This window comes from Acinetobacter sp. ANC 7912 (genome assembly GCF_039862785.1).
Classification (GTDB): Bacteria; Pseudomonadota; Gammaproteobacteria; order Pseudomonadales; family Moraxellaceae; genus Acinetobacter; species Acinetobacter thermotolerans.
The window spans coordinates 70,489-91,283 of record NZ_CP156795.1 but is presented as its reverse complement, the minus strand read 5'-3'; the positions used below and the strand labels follow the sequence as shown (position 1 = coordinate 91,283).

General features: G+C 43.7%; 21 protein-coding genes. 8 read left to right on the top strand and 13 right to left on the bottom strand.

Going from position 1 to position 20,795, the window contains the following annotated elements; genetic code table 11:
- Nucleotides 1-11 precede the first annotated feature (11 nt).
- Nucleotides 12-887 (bottom strand): UTP--glucose-1-phosphate uridylyltransferase GalU, encoded by an 876-nt coding sequence (galU, locus tag ABEF84_RS00410; RefSeq protein WP_034585631.1) that lies wholly within the window; start codon nucleotides 885-887, stop codon nucleotides 12-14.
- 571 nt (nucleotides 888-1,458) lie between these two features.
- On the opposite strand from galU, the gene ABEF84_RS00405 reads away from it, so the two are divergent.
- A protein-coding gene (locus tag ABEF84_RS00405) for an IS5 family transposase (RefSeq protein WP_141667073.1) occupies nucleotides 1,459-2,281 on the top strand; the annotation gives its coding sequence in 2 pieces (ribosomal slippage) (nucleotides 1,459-1,839 and nucleotides 1,841-2,281; 822 coding nt in all).
- Nucleotides 2,282-2,372: 91 nt separating this feature from the next.
- On the opposite strand, the gene ABEF84_RS00400 is transcribed toward ABEF84_RS00405, so the two are convergent.
- From ABEF84_RS00400 to tviB, 12 genes are all read right to left on the bottom strand, one after another.
- Nucleotides 2,373-4,226, bottom strand: coding sequence for a nucleoside-diphosphate sugar epimerase/dehydratase (locus tag ABEF84_RS00400; protein ID WP_347453364.1), 1,854 nt, complete (start codon nucleotides 4,224-4,226; stop codon nucleotides 2,373-2,375).
- 59 nt (nucleotides 4,227-4,285) lie between these two features.
- The gene (locus ABEF84_RS00395) at nucleotides 4,286-5,458 is read right to left on the bottom strand and encodes a DegT/DnrJ/EryC1/StrS aminotransferase family protein (RefSeq protein WP_347454589.1); all 1,173 of its coding nucleotides are present in this window, start codon (nucleotides 5,456-5,458) and stop codon (nucleotides 4,286-4,288) included.
- A gap of 22 nt (nucleotides 5,459-5,480) precedes the next feature.
- On the bottom strand, nucleotides 5,481-6,137 hold the full coding sequence (locus ABEF84_RS00390; protein WP_034585642.1) for a NeuD/PglB/VioB family sugar acetyltransferase: 657 nt from the start codon (nucleotides 6,135-6,137) through the stop codon (nucleotides 5,481-5,483).
- Nucleotides 6,134-6,739, bottom strand: a complete 606-nt coding sequence (locus ABEF84_RS00385; protein WP_347454590.1) for a sugar transferase — start codon at nucleotides 6,737-6,739, stop codon at nucleotides 6,134-6,136. Before ABEF84_RS00385 ends, ABEF84_RS00390 begins: the two co-directional genes overlap by 4 nt.
- Nucleotides 6,736-7,878: a glycosyltransferase family 4 protein gene (locus ABEF84_RS00380; RefSeq protein WP_347454591.1), complete on the bottom strand. Its 1,143-nt coding sequence runs from the start codon at nucleotides 7,876-7,878 to the stop codon at nucleotides 6,736-6,738. The genes ABEF84_RS00385 and ABEF84_RS00380 overlap by 4 nt, the downstream gene beginning before the upstream one ends.
- Entirely contained in the window at nucleotides 7,875-8,969 is a 1,095-nt protein-coding gene (locus tag ABEF84_RS00375) for a glycosyltransferase (protein ID WP_034585651.1), read from the bottom strand. Before ABEF84_RS00375 ends, ABEF84_RS00380 begins: the two co-directional genes overlap by 4 nt.
- Nucleotides 8,966-10,084, bottom strand: a complete 1,119-nt coding sequence (locus ABEF84_RS00370) for a glycosyltransferase (protein WP_347453362.1) — start codon at nucleotides 10,082-10,084, stop codon at nucleotides 8,966-8,968. The genes ABEF84_RS00375 and ABEF84_RS00370 overlap by 4 nt, the downstream gene beginning before the upstream one ends.
- A gap of 20 nt (nucleotides 10,085-10,104) precedes the next feature.
- Nucleotides 10,105-10,653 (bottom strand): acyltransferase, encoded by a 549-nt coding sequence (locus ABEF84_RS00365; RefSeq protein WP_034585656.1) that lies wholly within the window; start codon nucleotides 10,651-10,653, stop codon nucleotides 10,105-10,107.
- Nucleotides 10,654-10,732: 79 nt separating this feature from the next.
- Complete coding sequence (locus ABEF84_RS00360; protein WP_227504147.1) at nucleotides 10,733-11,329, bottom strand: DapH/DapD/GlmU-related protein; 597 nt, start codon at nucleotides 11,327-11,329, stop codon at nucleotides 10,733-10,735.
- On the bottom strand, nucleotides 11,326-12,498 hold the full coding sequence (locus tag ABEF84_RS00355) for an oligosaccharide flippase family protein (protein ID WP_347473708.1): 1,173 nt from the start codon (nucleotides 12,496-12,498) through the stop codon (nucleotides 11,326-11,328). The genes ABEF84_RS00360 and ABEF84_RS00355 overlap by 4 nt, the downstream gene beginning before the upstream one ends.
- Nucleotides 12,495-13,520, bottom strand: a complete 1,026-nt coding sequence (locus ABEF84_RS00350) for an NAD-dependent epimerase/dehydratase family protein (protein ID WP_034585661.1) — start codon at nucleotides 13,518-13,520, stop codon at nucleotides 12,495-12,497. Before ABEF84_RS00350 ends, ABEF84_RS00355 begins: the two co-directional genes overlap by 4 nt.
- Nucleotides 13,521-13,550: 30 nt before the next feature.
- Nucleotides 13,551-14,828: a Vi polysaccharide biosynthesis UDP-N-acetylglucosamine C-6 dehydrogenase TviB gene (gene tviB / locus ABEF84_RS00345; protein ID WP_034585663.1), complete on the bottom strand. Its 1,278-nt coding sequence runs from the start codon at nucleotides 14,826-14,828 to the stop codon at nucleotides 13,551-13,553.
- A 312-nt stretch (nucleotides 14,829-15,140) separates the two neighbouring features.
- Between tviB and ABEF84_RS00340 the strand changes: the two genes are divergently transcribed.
- The 7 genes from ABEF84_RS00340 to ABEF84_RS00310 all read left to right on the top strand — a co-directional run bounded on the left by ABEF84_RS00340 (nucleotide 15,141) and on the right by ABEF84_RS00310 (nucleotide 20,795).
- A complete protein-coding gene (locus ABEF84_RS00340) occupies nucleotides 15,141-15,845 on the top strand; it encodes an FKBP-type peptidyl-prolyl cis-trans isomerase (RefSeq protein ID WP_034585667.1) in 705 nt (234 codons plus the stop codon).
- 49 nt (nucleotides 15,846-15,894) lie between these two features.
- Nucleotides 15,895-16,584: an FKBP-type peptidyl-prolyl cis-trans isomerase gene (locus ABEF84_RS00335; RefSeq protein ID WP_034585669.1), complete on the top strand. Its 690-nt coding sequence runs from the start codon at nucleotides 15,895-15,897 to the stop codon at nucleotides 16,582-16,584.
- A 146-nt stretch (nucleotides 16,585-16,730) separates the two neighbouring features.
- Complete coding sequence (locus tag ABEF84_RS00330) at nucleotides 16,731-17,693, top strand: IS30-like element IS18 family transposase (RefSeq protein WP_347473707.1); 963 nt, start codon at nucleotides 16,731-16,733, stop codon at nucleotides 17,691-17,693.
- A gap of 111 nt (nucleotides 17,694-17,804) precedes the next feature.
- Nucleotides 17,805-18,539 (top strand): dienelactone hydrolase family protein, encoded by a 735-nt coding sequence (locus ABEF84_RS00325; RefSeq protein WP_347454593.1) that lies wholly within the window; start codon nucleotides 17,805-17,807, stop codon nucleotides 18,537-18,539.
- A 98-nt stretch (nucleotides 18,540-18,637) separates the two neighbouring features.
- A complete protein-coding gene (locus ABEF84_RS00320; protein ID WP_347473706.1) occupies nucleotides 18,638-18,997 on the top strand; it encodes an HIT domain-containing protein in 360 nt (119 codons plus the stop codon).
- Nucleotides 18,998-19,155: 158 nt separating this feature from the next.
- The gene (gene mutY / locus ABEF84_RS00315; RefSeq protein ID WP_404798873.1) at nucleotides 19,156-20,184 is read left to right on the top strand and encodes an A/G-specific adenine glycosylase; all 1,029 of its coding nucleotides are present in this window, start codon (nucleotides 19,156-19,158) and stop codon (nucleotides 20,182-20,184) included.
- Nucleotides 20,185-20,252: 68 nt separating this feature from the next.
- Nucleotides 20,253-20,795 carry a M23 family metallopeptidase gene (locus tag ABEF84_RS00310; RefSeq protein WP_034585750.1) on the top strand — a complete coding sequence of 181 codons (543 nt, stop codon included), beginning with the start codon at nucleotides 20,253-20,255 and terminating at the stop codon, nucleotides 20,793-20,795.

The following is a 20,795-nucleotide window of genomic DNA, read 5'->3' as shown; positions in this document are numbered from 1 at the left end:
TATATCCAACTTTAGAGTTTTAGTTCCTGAATCAGCGCTTTAAATGATTCACCCAGTTTTGGATGATCAATCCCATAATGTAGTACAGCTTTGAGATAACCGAGTTTGCTACCACAGTCAAAAGTCTGGCCTTTCATACGGTATGCTTCAACTGTATCAGTTTGCTGCAACATGGCAATGGCATCTGTCAGCTGAATTTCGTTACCTGCGCCACGTGGCGTCTGTTCCAATAACTGCATAATTTTTGCAGGCAGGATATAACGACCTACCACAGACAGATTTGAAGGTGCAGTACCAACAGCAGGTTTCTCGACAATGCCTTGCATCACTGTACTCTGACCTTCATCCGGAGTAGTTGCAACATCAACAATCCCATATTGATCAACCAAGTGATCCGGCACAGCTTCAACCATAATCTGGGACGCTTGAGATTCATTAAAACGTTGAATCATCAGACTCAGGTCATTGGTTGTATCACTATCTTTCACCAGAACATCTGGTAGTAGTACAGCAAAGTCTTCATTACCTACTACATTTTTGGCACAAAGTACTGCATGACCCAAACCTAAAGGCTGTGGCTGACGTACGCTGATCACACTAACGTGAGGAGGAAGAATCTCAGTGATCTCTTTGAGCAGATCAAATTTTTTCTTTTGTTCCAGTGTAGTCTCTAACTCAAAGCTACGGTCAAAATAGTTTTCAATCGAAGCCTTGGAAGAATGGGTCACCAGAATAATCTGTTCAATACCAGCCGCAACAGCCTCTTTGACCACATATTCAATCGCAGGGCGGTCAACCACGGTTACCATTTCTTTTGGAATAGACTTACTTGCAGGAAGAAAACGTGTGCCGAGGCCTGCAACTGGAAGAATTGCTTTCTTAATCATTGTTAACTTACTAAACTAATCGAAAGGAACAAACTATATTAGTTATCTTGATTTTCGGCAAACTTTAACTTCATTGTATTATTGAAAAATTTTTAATGTCTCTTCTGACATAATCAAATATATTATATTCAATAAGTTTATAATCCATAAACCATCTTTTATCTTGGTTCATTAATTTCAATTCATACATAATACAAATGGATTATAGCTCTAATCCTCATAGTCAGCCATGTCTTGAGTAAAACAATAATTAATTTTAAGGATATGAACTAAATAATACTTTCTATAGCGGGTCCATTCTAAGATTATAGTCAATAAAAACTCGCATTTAACTTTAAAAGAAGAAATATGGCCTTGAAATACAGATTTGTTCAACCACACCCAGACAAACCGTAGATTCATCATTTTTTCCATCACATTTAGATGAAACTTAATCAATTATTTTATGATACTTTAATCAATAAATTTAGATAGACTCATTTATCAAACAACAGAAAACTCTGCATTCACATAATTTTTATTTCAAAAATAGACCTCTTGCGAAAGTAAAAACTACCTCAATATAGATTTCATGAAATATCAGAAATTAAACCGTTTTTCAGATTCTGAATTCAAGCGCTTGGTTGGTGTACCTCGACCAGTTTTTAGTGAAATGGTCGAAGTTTTAAAAGAAGCAGAATCACTTAAAAAGAAATCTGGGCGTCCTCATACTTTAGCTATAGAGGATCAATTATTATTAACACTCAATTACTTACGGAATTACAGCACTCAATTGGAATTGGCTGCAAATTACCATATCGCTGAAAGTAATGTGAATCGAACTATTAAAAAGGTTGAAGATGCATTAATGAAATCAAGACGTTTTACCCTGCCAAAACGAAGCATTACCACAGCAGACGAACAATTTAACTGGGTAATTATTGATGCGACAGAATGTTCAATAGAACGCCCGAAAAAAAAATCAGAGTAAGTTTTACAGTGGTAAAAAGAAGAAACATACGTTAAAAGCCCAAGTGATCTATCATCCGAAGAGCAAACAAATCATAGGAGTAGATATATCGTCTGGCAGTCAGCATGATATTAAATTGGCAAGAAAAACAGTTAAGAAATTCAAACATTGTGACTATGTTATGACCGATTTAGGGTACTATGGGTTAGAGCAAGATGGCTTTAAGTTATTGATGCCAATAAAGAAAAAGAAGAATTTCCCCTTATTTGATGCTGAGAAAAATTACAATAAAATGATTGGAAAAATACGAGTTGTAATCGAACATATTAATAGTCAATTGAAAAGATTTAGAATACTAAGTGAACGCTATCGAAATAGACGAAAAAGATTCGGTTTACGCATTAACTTAATCGCTGCACTGGTAAACCGGATGAACTTGCAATAACGACTTTCGCAAGAGGTCTAATTTAAACCATATAATAAATTTTATCTATAGAATATTATAAATACAATATAAATTTAAAAACCCTTAGAAATTATTCTTTTGACTGACTATAACCATCCACATACTCTTTAAGAATACTTATTAAATCTTCTATTTTTTGTTGATTTATTATATTAACAAAAATAACAAATACATTAGAAATAATTGAAAAATCAAAATACTTCTCAAAAGACTTCAAAATCCGCTGATGTTCTGTAGATTTTACTCCTTCGGCATTAATCAATAATTCTTCATATAACTTTTCACCCGGACGCAATCCAGTAAACTGAATTTCGATATCACCTACCCCATTTTCATCGATAGGCCGTAAGCCACTTAAACGGATCATCTGTTTTGCTAAGTCCACAATTTTTACTGGCTCACCCATATCCAATAAAAATACATCACCGCCAGTCCCCATTGCGCCGGCCTGAATCACCAACTGTGCCGCTTCAGGGATGGTCATGAAGTAACGCGTTACATCTGGGTGAGTGACTGTTACAGGCCCACCGTGAGCTATCTGTTTTTTAAACAGCGGTACTACTGAACCTGATGAACCAAGCACATTACCAAAACGCACAATACTTATCTGGGTTTGCGGTTTGGTTGCAGCAAGCCCCTGACAATACAGCTCCGCCATACGTTTAGAAGCGCCCATGACATTAGTTGGTCGTACTGCTTTATCTGTTGAAATCAGAACAAAGGTTTCTACGCCTTGATTCACTGCAGCATCAACGCTACGTGCGGTACCAATAGACGTGTTATAAATCCCTTCAAAAGGATTGGCTTCGACCAAAGGAACATGCTTGTATGCTGCCGCATGATAAACAGTTTGCACCTGATATTGTGCTAGTACTCTTTCAAGTTTTGTTTGATTGGTTACTGATCCTAATATTGGAACAACCTTTACACCTGGGCTTTGTAATTCCCGGTCAATGGAATACAAGGCAAATTCAGACATTTCAAACAGAACTAGCAATTTAGGTTGGTGCTTGACAATCTGGCGGCATAATTCCGAACCAATTGACCCCCCTGCTCCAGTGACCATCACCACTTTATTTTTTATATTTTTTTCGAGCAACTCAGGTTTTGGTGGAACTGGATCACGACCAAGCAAATCAATAATATCCACTTCCCGGATATCGGAGACTTTCACCTGTCCATCGACCAGCTGGGTCACGCCAGGCAATTCCATGATTTTCACATCGGACTGTTCAAAGGATTCAATTATTTCCTTTTTGCGGGCACGCCCAACTGAAGGCATGGCCAGTAAAATTTCTTCAATATGAAACTTACGGAATTTACCTAAAGCTCTTTTTGGCGCATAGATTTTTAAACCACTGAGTGACTGCCCTTGCAGCGAAGTTTTGTCATCAATAAAACAAACCGGTAGATAATTATCTGAACGAAATAATGCCGCCGCAATTTGCTGACCCGCTAAACCTGCCCCATAAATCGCAACACGTTTACGGTTAGCTTTTTTAGCAAAGGTGCGCAAAGTCAAATAACGGATCAGCGCACGACTCCACCACATCCAGGAAAACAGCACAAAGCCATACATGAGCGGGATGCTCATCGGAATAAAGGCTAGGTCCAGTTTCTTGACTGCGTACAGAACAACAATCTGGATAAAAGTCGCGATAGAAAGTCGCAGCAGATAATCTTCATTAAATGAACGGACAATTGCACTATAAATTCCCATCAGGGCAAAAATCAGAACACCAAATACCCCGACATAGAGATACCAGAACTCTAGCCCTCCCATGACAGAGACATTCGGTCGAGCCAGACGAATGGCGTAGACCAGCCACATAATCACCGGCAAGACACAGATATCCATTGCCACCAGTACAATCTGTTTCTGGTGACGTGGCAAGGATGCAAGATATCGGATAATGTCTTTCACAAAGGACTCGGGTTCAGATCTAAAAATCAGGGAAGGCGTAAATTATACGCTGTTTTTGACTATGCAATACGGGCAATCACTTGCTGAATCACATCTACACTTTTTTGCAGGCTTTGTTCAGACAAGGTTGGATGCACCACAAACATCAGGCTGCTTTCACCTAGTTGTTGGGCATTCTGCAAACGCTGAGCCGGACACCATGGTGTCCCTTCAAAAGCTTTCTCCAGATACACCTCTGAACAGGATCCGCTAAAACATGGCACACCCAGTGCATTGATTTCTGCCATGATGCGATCCCGTGACCAGGCTTCTGGCAAAGCATCGACATTAACCTGTACATAGCATTTATAGGCTGCATGCACATAATCCGCTGATGGTTTGGCTACAGTAAAATAAGGGCTATTTTCAAAAGCGGCTTGGATACGTGCCATATTGGCATTACGTACCGCAGTCCATTCCGGCATTTTTTTCAATTGAATACGACCAATCACCGCCTGCATTTCCATCATGCGCCAGTTAGTCCCAAAGCTGTCATGTAGCCAGCGGAATCCTGGTGGATGCTGCTTGTTATACACGCTGTCATAATTTTTGCCATGGTCTTTATAAGACCACATTTTTTTCCACAGCACTTCATCATTGGTAGTGACCATGCCGCCTTCACCACCCGTAGTCATAATCTTGTCCTGACAGAATGACCAGGCGCCGATATGCCCGATAGAACCAGCAGATTTGCCTTTATACATGGCACCATGCGCTTGGGCACAGTCTTCGATCACATATAGGCCTTTTTCTTCAGCCAGTTGCATGATCGGATCCATGTCACACATCCAGCCTGCCAGATGCACGCAGATAATGGCTTTGGTATTTTGAGTCAGTACTGCTTCAATGGTACGGTGGGAAATATCCTGAGAATCCAGCTCCACGTCCGCAAAGACCGGATTAGCGCCCGCAGTGACAATCGAGCTTGCTGAAGCTAGGAAAGTCCGTGAAGTGACAATCACATCATCCCCTGTCCCGATTCCCAAGGCTTTCAGTGCTACATCCAGCGCAACCGTGCCATTAGCCACCGCAACGGCATGTTTAGTCCCCACAAACTGCGCAAATTCCTTTTCAAATGCACGGCATTCCTGACCAGTCCAGTAATTGACTTTATTTGACAAAAGAACCTTTGATACCGCGTCTGCTTCCTCTTGAGTAAAGCTTGGCCACGGCTCAAATGCAGTGTTTAACATGGGTATTTCCTGGTTGAGAGATTTATTTGGACTCGACAATGCGAGCCGGATTGCCGACCACAGTCACGCCGGCGGGGACACTTTTGGTGACCACGGCGCCCATACCGACGACAGCACCACGGCCAATCACCAAAGGCTGATCTGGTGTGCCCTGCTTGATCATCGCTCCGGCACCGATATAAGCATGGTCTTCAATATGAATATTACCGTTACATTTTACCCCTGGTGCAAAAGTAACAAAATCCCCAATCACACAATCATGCTCTACATAACTGTATAAATTGGCATGGAAGCATTTACCGATCTGGATATTCGAAGCAATGGTCACAAATGGACTTAAGGCAGCACCGGCGGCAATTTTTGCCTGATCCATCAATACTACATTATCGGCCTGAATCGACCAGAGATGAATCCCATCCTGTTCAAGTCGCTGGGCAATTTTTTCCCGAACACGGCTATTGGCAATCGCGATCTGCACCGCTTTAACCTCTGCAGATTCATTAATAAATGCTGCATAATTCATAGCACGATGACCATTAATCTGGGCGATTTCTATCAGGGCATCATCAATAAACACGATTTCAGATAGATCATTGTCACGGGCCAATTGCTGCCGTGCCACCGGCATCAGGCTACGGCCACAGCCGGAAGCACCATAAATCGCATAAAGCTGGGTCATTTTTTCTGTTCCGGTGTGCCAGTGAATTTACTCATGGTCGCTTCGCCTTCGGCATTAATATCATCTTTAGCCAGTACCTTTTTCACGGTTTTCAGCATGATTTTAAAATCCAGCCAAAGCGATTGATGTTCCACATACCAAGTATCCAGACGGAATTTTTCTTCCCAGGAAATGGCATTACGGCCATTCACCTGTGCGTGACCGGTCATGCCGGGACGGACATTATGCCGTTTCGCCTGCTCGGCATTATATAGTGGCAGATATTCCAACAGTAGTGGCCGCGGACCCACGATGCTCATATCGCCTTTGATCACATTCCACAGCTCTGGCAATTCATCCAGACTGGTGGAACGCAGCATTTGGCCAAACGGCGTCAGACGTTCACTGTCCGGTAAAGGATTACCCTGGGCATCCACAGCATCTTTCATGGTACGGAACTTGATCATTTCAAAAGGCTTGCCATGCAGACCTGGGCGCACCTGACGGAACAGTACCGGAGATCCCAGATTCTTTTTCACCTTATACGCCACCAGAGCATATACCGGTGACAGGATCACCAGCGCGGTTGAAGCAATCGCCACATCCAGAATTCGTTTGATCATGCCGATATCCCCATCTCGCGCAGCATATGTGCATTGACCTGATGTACATCGTATTTGCTTAACGCACGTTCCCTTGACTGCTGTCCCATATAGAGCATCAGCTTTGGATCTTCAATAAAATACTGCATTGCCTGCACCAGATCATCCACTGATTTTACCCCGACCAGATAACCATTCACACCATGTGCGACAGTTTCACGGCAGCCCGGAGCATCGGTGGTGATGATCGCACGACCCATCGCCATGGCTTCTAACACCGTGCGTGGCGTGCCTTCACGATAAGACGGCAAAATATACACCGAACTGGCTGCAATTGCCGGACGCACATCATTGAGTCTGCCCCAGTAATTGATGGTCTTTTCTGCAATCCAGCTGTCCAGCTCAGTCTGGGAAATTGCAGTCGGATTATCATCAATCCATCCCACCAGATGAAATTCCGTTTCCGGATATTGGGCTTTGATGATTCGCGCTGCTTCGGCATATTCACGTACGCCTTTATCCCCCAATAAACGGGCAATAAGCAAAAATGAAGCTTTAACCTGACCTTGCGTATTTTGCGGCAATGGCATGATATCGAAGTCCTGCACATTCACCCCGGAACCATTTACCACCACGGTCGGTTTATCTTTTTCCAGCAAATGCATATTCTGAAACAGCTTTAAATCATCCGGGTTCTGAAAGAAAACTTTATCGGCATGCTTTAAGGCCTGGGCATATAAATCATGCACCATTTTCTGAAATAAGCTGCGTTGACCTGATTCAACATTCTGAAAGGCATAACCCAGACCAGTAATTAGAGCGAAACGATGTGGAACTTTGGCTAACCAAGCTGCCAAGATGCCGTAGATGACCGGCTTAATGGTATACGACAGCACATAATCCGGCTGAATTCGACGGATCTGCTGATATAGATGCTTTAACAGTTTCAGATCTGCCAGCGGATTGGTACCTGTGCGCTGCATTGGAATTTCATGCACCTGATAGCCCAACTGTAACAACTGCTGATACTCTTCAGCAAAGCTGGACAGTTCCGGAGCCATGATATGGATTTCAAAACCGCGCGCGGCAATGGCTTCCAATAACTTGCCACGGAAGTTCAGCACTGAAGGTAAAAAGCTGCTGATCATTAAAAATTTCATGCCTGTTGGCTCCATACCTGCATATATTGCTGACTGACGGTTTCGATGCTGAAATGCTGTTCTACCCGCTGCCGGGTCGCCTGCTTTAAAGCAATTTTCTCATCTGTACTTAATTGGAGATACTTTAAAATGGCTTGAGTTAAGGCATCACTATCGCGTGGCGATACGATACTCCCCATCTCCTGCACGATATAACTGGCATCGCCAACATCAGTACTGATGCAAGGCAAACCGGAGGCCATCGCTTCAACCAATACATTGGGAAAGCCTTCGGTAATCGAGGTCATCAGAAAAGCATCAATGGATTGATAAAAGGCTGGCATATCGGAGACCTGATCCAGCAACTCCACTTTGTTCTGATCTAACTGATATTGTTCAAACAGGGCTTTGACTTCAGGATTATTGAAACTGGCTCCACCACCAGCAATTTTAAATACAATCGGCTGATCTTTCAGTTTTGCCAGGGTCTCAAACAGATAAGGATAGCCTTTGGCTGGATGATAGCGCCCAGCAAAACCAATCACAACGGGATCGTGTAATTCAGGATTAGGCTGAAACCTATCCAGATACACCCCGTTAGCAATCACATGGCTATTGGGCTTCTGAAACCCGAACGCCTGATGCTGCTGCATGGCAGAGTGAGCACAATAAATAATCGCCTGAGGCTGCTTTGATAATAACTTGCTTAAGCCTAAAGCCAGTTTGGTACTCATCGATTCATCTTTCGGTGAAGCCAGAGAATGATGAATACCCCAGATTACCTTAGGTTTCTGCTTTAAGCCGATGACACTCAGGCTGGTCAAGACATTGGCATGGTACATCCAGCACTGCACCGTTTGCGGTGTCAGTTGTTTTAATAACGCACGCAGTTTTTGAATGGTGCCGAACGTATTGAGTCCATTCCAGCCTAGAGCATAATGTGTCTGACAGCGATCCAAGGTGCTTTGATACACTTTTGATGTTTTCATCAAGGCGATAATGACATGCTGATATTGTTGCTCAGTTGCCTGAATCAGGCGCGATAGCATCATTTCCGCACCACCAACGCCAGCAAAGTTGGTGATCACATGTACCATGGTCGGCTTGCTCATGCGGCCTGCTCCATCATCTCCAGGTACTGCTGCAAGACTGTCAATTTATGGAACTGCTCGATATGTACAGCAAAATCCTGCTCTGCATAGCTGACATAATCTCCAAAAATGGCTTTCTGCATGGCTTGAGTGAGTCCGGCCTGGTCATTGCATTCTACTAGCAAGCCAAATCTGGAGTTATCCAGAATTTCCATCGGACCGCTTGGGCAATTGGTACTCACCACTTTGATTTTAGAGGCTAGTGCCTGAATCAACACACCCGGCAAACCTTCCCAGTTAGAACTAAGCACAAACAGCGAAGCATATTTAAAATAGGCATAAGGATTAGAATCAAATCCTGGCAAATCCACCACGTCGGTCAGGCCTAACTCAGCAATGAGAGTCTCGAATTCAGTACGGAGTTCACCTTCACCTAGAATCAGCAAGCGAGTGTCCGGATGCTGATCATGCAAGTCTTTAAAGGAACGGATCAAAAAACCAAAGTTTTTGGCTTCAGTCAGGCGGCCAACCGCCAGAATCACTTTATTGCTGCCATCAAAGAATGTGTGCTGCACGGGTGTTTTTAATTTTTCAAAATAGGCATCATCCAGTACCGGGTTATAAATGGTACTTAGATTGGACTTTTTATAGCTGTAATATTTCCGGAAATCCTGTTCAACGCCTTTAGAGACACACACCACCTGCTGTGCCATCGGATAGGTAAAATTCACCAAGGTTTTCAGGATGAATTTTGTCAAGCCCTGGTTTTTTATATTTTTAGACGGCGTTGATACTTCCCGGAAAATCAGGCGGGTTTTCACCCCAGCCAGTTTCTTGGCCAAAGCGGCAATAATATTGGTATGGGTTTGTGTGACCACCAGACAATCATACTGTTCGGCCTGTAGTTTCTTTTTTAACGGCAGAATCGCATTGGCGACACGGCCGCAGTCAAAATTCACCAACTGGATTTTCGGGCTAACTTCCGGCAGTAATTTTGCCTTGACTCCATTCAGGTCACACACACCCAGATGAATATTCAGGCCCTGTTCGGCAAAACTGTTGGCCAGCTGAATCACCGTGCGCTCCGCACCACCGCCACCCAGCGTCGGCAAAAAGAACATCACTTTATTCAACATAATCAGACCTGACTTAAAAATTAATGGGAGGTTTTAGAGGCTTGAATTTCGATAGCGCGCTGTACCCGTTCGGCATAGTCCTGAATACCGACCAGATCGCTATCACTGGCACAGGTCGCCTGGATCTTGGTCTGATAATCCGCAAAGCTGGACACCACTTTGGCTGGCACACCAATCGCGACACTATTATCCGGAATATCTTTGGTCACCACAGAGCCGGCACCGATCACTACATTCGAGCCGATGCTCACGCCCGGCATAATGATACTATTCACGCCAATAAACACATGAGAACCCACCTGAATCGGCGCAAAACGTTGATAGCGTTTGCCTTGAACATCTTTCACCAGACAAGTACTGCCATCATGGGTAATAAATTTCACCCCGGAAGTCACGGTAACATGATCGCCGAGTGAAATTAAAAATGGCTCTGAGCCCCAGCTCTTGATATAGATCCGGCACTGCTCCCCTACGGTCACGCCTTTTTTACGCGCATAGGCCACACTGCCCTTGGCCATAAAATAGACCAGGTCAAACAGCAGATGAAAAGCAGAACGAATAAAGGCCATAGGGCTAATAAAACTCAATGCAAAAAGATCAAGCCGGATATTTTACGCTGAAAATAGGCAGAGGGATATGCATGCCCAGTCAGAGTGATTTTATTTTTTTCGCCGGAATCCCAACATAGACACCTGCCTCTGTCAGCGGCTTGGAGACCAAGCTACAGGCGCCAATTACACTATTATCTGGAATCGTCACACCATCCAGCACTGTGACCCGTGCGCCCAGCCAGATATTTTCACCTAAACTGATGCCTTGCTTGGTAATCTGGTCCTTGACCAACACATCCGGCTCACCAAATTTATGGTTGCTGGCGATAATGATGCTTTGTGTCCCAATCCGGGTATTGTTGCCAATTTTTACCCCGCCACAGCCATTGATATAGGACTTGGAATTGATGCTGACATCCCGACCAATTTCGATCTTGCCACCAAAACATTTGATATAGCAGTTTTCACCAATAAAGCTGTGATCTGCAATGGTCAGACTCGCACCCGGCTCGACAATGATGCTGACATAATCCCCAATATAAACATTCTTGCCAATTTTGACCTGACCACTAATTTCCAAAGTCGAATATTTGCCAAAGTAGCGAAACCGCGTGCCAAAAGCCAGATTATAAATCGCCTTACGGCACTGCGCAGTGAACCAATGCATGAGCTTCAAGGCTTTAAAAAACATCATACTTTGCTTCTCCACACCACGTATAAAATGGCAAAGTTATAGAAAATCAACGCGACCGGCACCGCCAGCAGTATATACAGCTTGTCGCTTAATAGCAGATACAGAACGGCAAATAAAATGAATTTAATGCACAACTCGACAATCTGCAATTTAAACAATACCTTGCTATTACGCCGGGCCACCAGATAAGCAGAACTGGGCGGATTACAGAAAATCGCCCAATATCCTAAAGCTAAAATCTGGAAATATTGCGAAACTCCTAGCCATTCCTTGCCAAAAATCCAGAGATATAAAGACTCCGGTACAACAAAGAAAATGGCAAATAGGGGCAAAGACACTACGCTAAGTAGCACGCTACTTTTTAAAGCCGGTTTATTGGTCTGAGTCGTTTTAAACAGCCGGATAAAAAATTGACGTAAAGTCTGCGAAATCAGATTAATCGGCACCCGTAAGGTTCGTTCGACAATGGCATAAAAACCCATCGCCTGTACACCAATAAAATGTGACACCACATAATAAGGCAAATTATGTGAAAAACTGTTTAGCAAGGCATGTGGGGTATTGGCATAGACAAAATCTTTATAATTTTTAAACACCTCCCAGCTGACCTGATAGAGTTGATGTTTCAGGATATACAGCACCCCCACGATGATCATGATCACTGAACTGATCATATAGCTGTCAATCAAGGCAATACTCATCAGCAGCGGCAAACTCAGCTGGACTGCAATCACAATCAGGCTACGAAAAATATTCAGCCCGGCACAAAAATATTCAGCATGTGCAGCAAATTTATAATTATACAGGCTCTGGATCAGGGTATTGGCCAGCACACCGCTACAGATCGCAGCAACCATATCTAAGCGAAAGATAAAACTTAATACCAAACCACTGATCAGGGTCAGAACCAGAGAAAAAATGCTTCCCTCAAAAATCAGGCTTTTTTTCTCCTGTTCTTCTGCAATAAGGAGGGCCTGATCCAGACGTAAATTGGCCACTGTGGATAAAACACTGACCACAGCCAAGGCAATGCCATACTCGCCAAAGTCCTGCACCGAATACAGGCGCGTTAAAACAGGAAGTGCGATAAATGTCATTATCGCACCTACAAGTAAACTTAGGGTAATTAAACCAACAGATTGGTATTTGGCGAGCAGACGCGCAATCATGTCAGATTATGAACATACCACTGCATGGCCAGCTGAATGCCTTCAGCAATTTTATATTTTGGTGCATAGCCTAAATGCTGCTGAATCTTAGCAATACTGGCCTGAGAATGACGTACATCCCCAGCACGAAAATCACGATAGATTGGATCTTTATCGTACTGCACACCATTTTCAGCTAAAGCATTCTGAATGGCGCGATACAATTCATTCAAGGTAGTACGATCACCCACCGCGACGTTATAAACCTGATTTTTGGCATTTTCATCGGTGGTAGTGGCTGCCAGAATATTAGCTTGTACCGTATTCTCAATAAAGCAGAAATCACGGCTGGTTTCACCGTCACCATTAATGAAGACATCATCGCCAGCGATCATCGATGCTGTCCATTTTGGAATCACCGCCGCATAGGCGCCATTGGGATCCTGACGCTTACCAAAGACGTTAAAGTAGCGTAGGCCTATCGATTTAAAACCGTAAGCGCGAGCGAATACATCAGCATATAACTCATTGACATATTTGGTCACCGCATAAGGAGATAATGGATGACCAATATGTTCTTCCACTTTAGGCAGTGCCGGATGATCACCATAAGTTGAACTGCTGGCAGCATAAGTAAAGCTGGATACACCAGCATCCCGTGCCGCAGTCAACATATTCAGGAAACCGCTGATATTGGTTTCATTGGTGGTAATCGGATCAGCAATAGAACGTGGTACAGAACCTAGAGCCGCTTCATGTAAGACATAATCCACGCCGGCACAGGCTTGCTGACAGTCCGCCAAATTACGGATATCGCCTTTAATGAAGTGGAAATTTGCCCATTGCTCGGCACTGACCTGTGACTGAACTTCATCCAGATTATACTGATGACCAGTAGCAAAATTATCCAAGCCGACTACTTTCTGATTCAGTTTCAGTAAGGTTTCCAGCAAGTTGGAGCCGATAAAGCCTGCAACACCAGTCACCAACCAGGTTTTCGGTGTCTGCTGCAACTGCTCACACACCGTTTGATATGGGTTCATTCTCTTTAAATCCTAAATGATGCTAATGGGTTACAGACGCAGATCTGATTCAGCCTGACTGAATACATATTTCAGGTCATACAGGACATGATTGGCCTTACCTAGAGCACGAATCTGGGCTGCCCCCATCGCTTTAAACTGTTCATGTGCTACAGCCAGAATCACTGCATCATATTCACCATTTTTCAGCTCAGTAATCGGATGAATGCGATATTCATGCTCTGCTTCAGCTGCGTCAATCCATGGATCATAGACGTCGGCCTGAATATGGTATTCCTGCAGCTCATGCACGATATCAATCACTTTAGTATTACGGATATCCGGACAGTTTTCCTTAAAGCTCAGGCCCAGTACCAGCACCTTAGCACCTTCAACCTGGATCTTTTTCTTGATCATGCCTTTGACCAGCTGGGTTACCACATAGGCCCCCATACCATCATTCAAACGACGCCCCGCCAGAATAATTTCCGGATGATAACCAATAGATTGTGCTTTATGGGTTAAATAGTATGGATCTACACCAATACAGTGACCGCCGACTAGACCTGGACGGAATGGTAAGAAGTTCCATTTGGTTCCCGCAGCCTGCAGTACGGCTTCAGTATCAATCCCCATTTTATTAAAAATCACTGCCAATTCATTGATCAGCGCGATATTCACATCACGCTGGGTGTTTTCAATGACTTTGGCTGCTTCTGCGACTTTGATGCTTGGTGCCTTATGAGTACCTGCCTGAATAATCAGGTTATAGACCTGATCCACATAATCCGCCACTTCAGGAGTAGATCCTGAAGTAATTTTTAGAATATTGGTCACACGGTGCTGTTTATCCCCTGGATTAATTCGTTCCGGGCTATAGCCAGCAAAGAAATCGGTATTGAATGTTAAACCTGACACCTGTTCCAGTACCGGAATACAAGCTTCTTCAGTCGCTCCAGGATAAACAGTGGATTCATAAACCACCACATCACCCTGAGACAGAACCTGACCAATGCTTTGCGATGCTTTAATTAGCGGAGTGAGATCTGGCTGTTTAAACTGATCAATGGGAGTTGGAACAGTCACGATATAGAAGTTGCAATCTTTTAGGTCTTCTAAATTGGCACTGTAATGTAATCTTGTCGCTTGTGCTAATTCTTCTGGAGACACTTCCAAGGTATGGTCTTTGCCAGACTTAAGTTCATCAATGCGTTTTTGGTGAATATCAAATCCCACGACTGGGACTTTTTTACCGAATTCAACAGCCAGAGGTAAACCGACGTAACCTAATCCGATAATGGCAATTTTGAGTTCCGAAAGCTGTAGCATTGATCTAGGCCTATATATGGGTATCAATGAATGATAACCCTGCTTTTTAAATGGGAAGGTATCTTTGACATCCCTATTATATTGCTAAGTCAAATATTGATGAATGTTTTTATTAACTCTTATAGATTAATTTTCCGATTTACAAAATTTTAATCCAGATAAAAAGAAATTCTAAGCACAATAGTATAAATTCCTACTCTACGAAACCATAATAAAAACCCGTCGTTTTTTGCATAGCTTGTTCAAGATTTCTGAAAAATTTCTGCTAAGATGGACTGAACATTAACGATAACATTATATTGGAAATACTACATGAGTAAGGCCTTACCGATTGCTGTCGCTGTTATCCTAGGCGGTGCTGCGCTCGTTCCTGTTTACTATGCATCTCAAAATCCTACAACTCAAAGCTCTAAAGCTTCTAAAAATGCATCAGCGGTTTCAAAAATCAGCTATGCGCTTGGTTATGAAGTAGCACATCAGACGCCGCCTGAGCTAGACATTAACAGTTTTGTTACTGGTGTTCGTGAAGGCCATGCACGTACTAAACCTGCTTATACTGAAGAAGAATTACAAGCAGCTTACGAACAGTTCCAGAAAGACATGCAACAAAAGCAACTGGATGATGCTAAAAAGTCTCAAGCTTCTAGCGACTCATTCCTGACTGAAAATGCGAAAAAACCAGGCGTGAAAAAAACCGCTTCCGGCCTGCAATACCTGATTACTAAAGAAGGTACAGGTAAATCACCTGCAGCGACCTCTGTCGTTAAAGTTCACTATACTGGTAAACTGGTCGATGGTACCGTATTTGACAGTTCAGTTGAACGCGGTGAGCCAATTGAATTCCCACTGAACCAAGTGATTCCAGGCTGGACTGAAGGTTTACAGTTAATGAAAGAAGGTGGTAAAGCCACTCTTTATATTCCAGCGCAACTAGGTTACGGTCAGCAAGGTGTACCTGGTACGATTCCACCAAACAGCACCCTGATTTTTGATGTGGAACTCATCCAAGTCAAATAATACGGTTCAGGGAGAGCATTGGCTCTCCCTTGTTTTTGAGAAACTCATAATGAAAATACAATTAAGTTTGGCTGCCCTACTCGTATGTTCTAGCAGCCTATATGCCAAAGAGATCACCACTAAAAGTACAGAAGCAGAACAGGTGGGTTATAGTTTTGGCTATCTGATGGGTAAAAATAATGCCGATACGCTAAAGGGGATTGATCTAGATGCATTTAGCAACGGATTAAAAGCTGCAGCTTCCGGTCAAAAAGCCACAATTTCCGAAGAAGAAATGGCGAAAGTCCTGCTGCAATACAAACGTCAATCAGATGCTCGTGAACTAATTGAGCTCAAGAAAAAAGCTGAAGAAAACGCCAAAATTGGCCGTGAGTTCCTAGCTAAAAATGCCAAACGACCGGGTATCAAAACTACAAAATCTGGTCTGCAATATTTAGTTTTACAGGAAGGCAAAGGTAAATCACCAAGTGCGAACAGCAATGTCAAAGTGCATTATGAAGGCCGCCTGCTCGATGGTACCGTATTTGACAGCTCGATTGCCCGTAACCAGCCTGTGGTCTTTAAAACTACCCAAGTGATCCAGGGCTGGACCGAAGGTCTGCAACTCATGAAGCCCGGTGCCAAATATCGCTTCTTCATTCCACCAGAACTCGGTTATGGTCAGATTGGTTCAGGTGACGTGATTGAACCCAACAGCACCTTAATCTTTGATATTGAACTGATTGAAGTGACCAAATAAAACTTGAGGAGATGGCAGAACCCATCTCCTTATTTTTTGACTCGCAGATTCAAATCCCAAGTGCGACACATTTGTAGTTAGTTGAAAAAGTTAGGTGTATTCATAGAATCATTAGACTTTTTCAACTCGCAATTGGAAAGCACACAATGAAGAAATACACCCAACTTTCTCAAGATGAAAGATACGAAATTTATGCTACTTTGAAAAGTAAAAGCTCAATCGCTAACCTTGCTCGGGAGTTAGGGCGTTCACGATCAACCATCTACCGTGAATTAAAAAGAAATACTGGGCAACGTGGATATAGGGCTCAACAGGCAGCTAAATTTGCAAGTCAAAGACGGTACCGTCCTTCCTCATCAATGACAGCATTTGCCTTCGCCTATATTAATTATTTAATTGGCTTGGACTGGTCACCAGAACAAATTTCAGGTGCTTTAACACAACGCGGTTGGCTGGATGTACCTTCACATGAGTGGATTTACCAGTACATTTATCAAGATAAATCAAAAGGCGGTAAACTCCATCTACACTTAAGGCATCAGAAGAAATATCGAAAACGAGGTTACAAAAACACGGATCGTAGGGGGCAAATCATTGATAAAACAAGTATTCACTGTCGAGACCAGGTCATTGATCAACGACAACGTTTAGGAGATTTCGAAGGTGACACGGTGATTGGTAAACATCATAAAGGTGCTTTATTAACCCTTGTTGATCGAAAGAGCCTGTATGTACATATTGTTCATTTAGGATCAACGAGAGCATCCTCTCAAACGATTACTTGTGCGTTAGATCGTTTACGAATGAGCCATGCTTATAGTGTGACATTTGATAATGGTAAAGAATTTTCCGAACACAAAAGAATTACTGATGCCGGGATAGAGACGTATTTTGCTGATCCTTACAAGTCTATTCAGCGAGCTAGAAATGAAAATACGAATGGTTTAATCCGTCAATATCTGCCAAAATCATCATCGTTTGATGACGTGTCAAACGAACAAATAGAGCAGATAGAATTTGCACTCAACCATCGTCCTAGAAAAACGCTAGGTTGGTATACACCGAGTGAAGTTATGGCTGGTTTTTATACTGTTGCACTTGCCGCTTGAATCCGCCACTTAAAAAAACAAATTAATCCGCTCTAATCCTGTGACATTTGCCCGGCTTTTGCTATGTTTATGCTTTCATCAAAATACTGAACAACAATAGAGGAACTCTGCATGGCAGCAATAAAAACACGCGAGATTCAATATACTGCACCCGATGGCAGCCAGCTGATCGGTTATTTTGCCGCACCTGAATCCGACCAACCTGTTCCGGGCGTAATTGTGGCACCTGAATGGTGGGGCCGCAATGACTATACAGAACAGCGCGCCCGTGAACTTGCAGAACATGGCTATGCAGCGCTGGCGATCGACATGTATGGCGACAAGAAAGTAACCACGGTATCCAGTCAGGCTTATGAATGGATGATGCAGACTTTTCAAGATCCCGACACCATCGTGAATCGTGCGACTGCTGCGCTCAACACGCTGGCAGCACAGGAAGAAGTCGATGATTCTAAGTTGGCAGCGATCGGTTTCTGTTATGGGGGTAAAGTAGTGCTGGATCTGGCGCGCTCCAATGCTCCAGTCAAAGCTGTGGTGACTTTCCACGCCAATCTGTCACCGAAAGCGCCAGCGCAAGAAGGTCAGGTTCAGGCAGAAATTCTGGTATTACATGGTGAAAAAGACTCAATGGTGTCACTGGAAGATGTCGAGAATTTCCGTAAAGAAATGCAGGCAGCCCATGTGCCACATGACGTGATCATTTTCAAAGATGCTAAACATGGCTTCAGTAACCCGCTGGCTGATGAACGGGCCAAAGCCAATGGGGTTGATCTTGGCTACAATGCGGAAGCAGAAAAACAGGGCCTTGAAGCGATGTATGCTCTATTGGCACGTCACTTGGCTTAAAGTCATTATAAAGTTTAATAAGTGTAATGCTATTCCTCTCTGAGGGTGAGTGGAATAGCAAAAAATGAGATTGAGAAAGAAGAACCGAGGAGAATGAAATGACTGAGACTCACTGCCCATACTGTAATTATGATGAATATGATGTCATTGCCAAAAATGACTTTGGGGTGGTATTGCCTGAACCGAATTCATTGTCCGAAGGTCATAGCGTGATTGTGCCACTACGTCATGTGGCTTCCTTTTTTGAAATTACCGACAATGAACGTAAAAGCCTAATGACTTTACTGGAGCAGGCACGTAACGAACTGAAATTACGTTATCAGCCAGCCGGTTTCCATGTCGGTTTTAATGATGGGGACGTCTTTGAAGAAAAGGCAGAGCACCTGCATATTCACATCATTCCACGTTATGAAGGCAAAGTGCTGAAACTGGATGCCCGTTGGGGTATCGAAGACTAAAACAGGTCTTTCAATTTAGTTTAAATAGAGTGAATGGGTCTTGGCTTATTCACTTTTTTATTATCTGTCTCTCCCTACCACCTTGATATACTTTTCACCGATTCTACAGTTTGAATCAGCTATAATGCCTGCCTGTTTCCCTTCCCTGTCCTATATCCATGTTTGTATTTTCTGATGCGCTTCTAGAATGGTTTGATGTTCACGGCCGGCATGACTTGCCCTGGCAGGTGTCGGATGATCCCTACAAGGTCTGGGTATCAGAAATTATGCTGCAGCAGACGCAGGTGAAAACGGTACTGCAATATTTCGACCGTTTTATTGGGCGTTTTCCTACGGTTCAGGATTTGGGTACCGCGACATGGGATGAAGTGGCACCTTACTGGGCAGGCCTCGGCTATTATGCCCGGGCGCGCAATCTGCATAAGGCGGCTGGCATTGTCGCAGCTCAAAATCATTTCCCTGAGACCCTGGAAGAATGGATGGCACTGCCGGGAATTGGCCGTTCCACAGCAGGTGCCTTGATGTCCTTGGGTTTGCGTCAGTACGGCGTGATCATGGATGGTAATGTGAAACGGGTGCTATCCCGCTTTTTTGCCATTGAAGATGACCTGTCCAAGCCAGTACATGAACGTGCCATGTGGCAGCTGGCTGAGAAGCTATGCCCTGTAGAACGTAATCATGACTATACCCAGGCGATTATGGATCTCGGTGCCACAGTCTGTACACCGAAAAAACCGCTGTGCCTGTATTGCCCAATGCAACAGCATTGCAAGGCACATCAACAAGGTCTGGAAAATGAGTTGCCATTTAAGAAAGCTAAAAAGTCGGTTCCGGTCAGATCAGCCCAGGTATTAGTTCTACAATGTGGTGAACAATGGCTGTGGCAACAACGCCCGAACAGTGGCCTTTGGGGTGGACTCTGGTGCCTGCCGATTCTTGAAGAAGCTCATGAACTGGAGCAAATGAGACAGAACTTAGGCCTAAAACAGGTTGCTCAAAAGGTCGGCATTTCGCATAGTTTTACCCATTTTACCTGGCAACTGGAAGGTCTGATCTTTGCCATTGATCCTGACCTGCAAGAACATTTATCCATTGAACTAGGTGGCATCTGGATGGAGCCGACTGATGCCATCAGAGCGGGCATTCCAACTGCCATGAAAAAATTGATCTCGGCCAGCAAACTGTGACATATTCAGAAATAAGAGATTTTTAACTTAATAATTTTAATTTTCATCTCATGCGCAAGGAAGCAAATGTGCAACACAATATCCGTCTCGTCGTAGTTTCTGTCTTTATACTGCTATTAGCTGCCTGTAGTTCTGCACCGAAACAGTCGAGCACCGCACAATTGAATCCGGTTCTGGTACAAAAACTGAAAAGCCGTTCCATGCCTTCCCGTTTGCCGATTCCCGTGGATCAGATCAAAGCCTCACAGCTTAAGGATACCTGGGGTGCTTCGCGCAGTAGCGGCCGCCTACATGAAGGCATTGATATTATGGCTCCACGTGGAACCAAAGTACTGAGTGCGACTGACGGACTGATTGCAGACTTACGTAATAATAATTTGGGTGGTAAAGTGGTCTGGATACTCGGTCCTGGTGGTGCATGGCATTATTATGCCCATCTCGACGGACACAAGCGCGGTCTGAGCGTTGGTGACTATGTCAAAAAAGGCCAGGTCATCGGCTATGTCGGCAATAGCGGTAATGCACGGCATACTGCGCCACACCTGCACTATGGACTGTATTTACAAGGTAAAGGCCGCGGTGCGGTAAATCCGTATCCCTACTTACGTTAA

Excerpts from the sequence above, each read along its gene's own strand:
- ABEF84_RS00340 (WP_034585667.1), top strand. The coding sequence starts at position 15,141 with ATGAGTAAGGCCTTACCGATTGCTGTCGCTGTTATCCTAGGCGGTGCT.
- ABEF84_RS00375 (WP_034585651.1), bottom strand. The coding sequence starts at position 8,969 with ATGAGCAAGCCGACCATGGTACATGTGATCACCAACTTTGCTGGCGTT.
- ABEF84_RS00360 (WP_227504147.1), bottom strand. The coding sequence starts at position 11,329 with ATGATGTTTTTTAAAGCCTTGAAGCTCATGCATTGGTTCACTGCGCAG.
- mutY (WP_404798873.1), top strand. The coding sequence starts at position 19,156 with ATGTTTGTATTTTCTGATGCGCTTCTAGAATGGTTTGATGTTCACGGC.
- ABEF84_RS00325 (WP_347454593.1), top strand. The coding sequence starts at position 17,805 with ATGGCAGCAATAAAAACACGCGAGATTCAATATACTGCACCCGATGGC.
- galU (WP_034585631.1), bottom strand. The coding sequence starts at position 887 with ATGATTAAGAAAGCAATTCTTCCAGTTGCAGGCCTCGGCACACGTTTT.
- ABEF84_RS00365 (WP_034585656.1), bottom strand. The coding sequence starts at position 10,653 with ATGGCCTTTATTCGTTCTGCTTTTCATCTGCTGTTTGACCTGGTCTAT.
- ABEF84_RS00385 (WP_347454590.1), bottom strand. The coding sequence starts at position 6,739 with ATGATCAAACGAATTCTGGATGTGGCGATTGCTTCAACCGCGCTGGTG.
- ABEF84_RS00395 (WP_347454589.1), bottom strand. The coding sequence starts at position 5,458 with ATGTTAAACACTGCATTTGAGCCGTGGCCAAGCTTTACTCAAGAGGAA.
- ABEF84_RS00390 (WP_034585642.1), bottom strand. The coding sequence starts at position 6,137 with ATGACCCAGCTTTATGCGATTTATGGTGCTTCCGGCTGTGGCCGTAGC.
- ABEF84_RS00355 (WP_347473708.1), bottom strand. The coding sequence starts at position 12,498 with ATGATTGCGCGTCTGCTCGCCAAATACCAATCTGTTGGTTTAATTACC.
- tviB (WP_034585663.1), bottom strand. The coding sequence starts at position 14,828 with ATGCTACAGCTTTCGGAACTCAAAATTGCCATTATCGGATTAGGTTAC.
- ABEF84_RS00350 (WP_034585661.1), bottom strand. The coding sequence starts at position 13,520 with ATGAACCCATATCAAACGGTGTGTGAGCAGTTGCAGCAGACACCGAAA.
- ABEF84_RS00380 (WP_347454591.1), bottom strand. The coding sequence starts at position 7,878 with ATGAAATTTTTAATGATCAGCAGCTTTTTACCTTCAGTGCTGAACTTC.
- ABEF84_RS00335 (WP_034585669.1), top strand. The coding sequence starts at position 15,895 with ATGAAAATACAATTAAGTTTGGCTGCCCTACTCGTATGTTCTAGCAGC.
- ABEF84_RS00320 (WP_347473706.1), top strand. The coding sequence starts at position 18,638 with ATGACTGAGACTCACTGCCCATACTGTAATTATGATGAATATGATGTC.
- ABEF84_RS00370 (WP_347453362.1), bottom strand. The coding sequence starts at position 10,084 with ATGTTGAATAAAGTGATGTTCTTTTTGCCGACGCTGGGTGGCGGTGGT.
- ABEF84_RS00330 (WP_347473707.1), top strand. The coding sequence starts at position 16,731 with ATGAAGAAATACACCCAACTTTCTCAAGATGAAAGATACGAAATTTAT.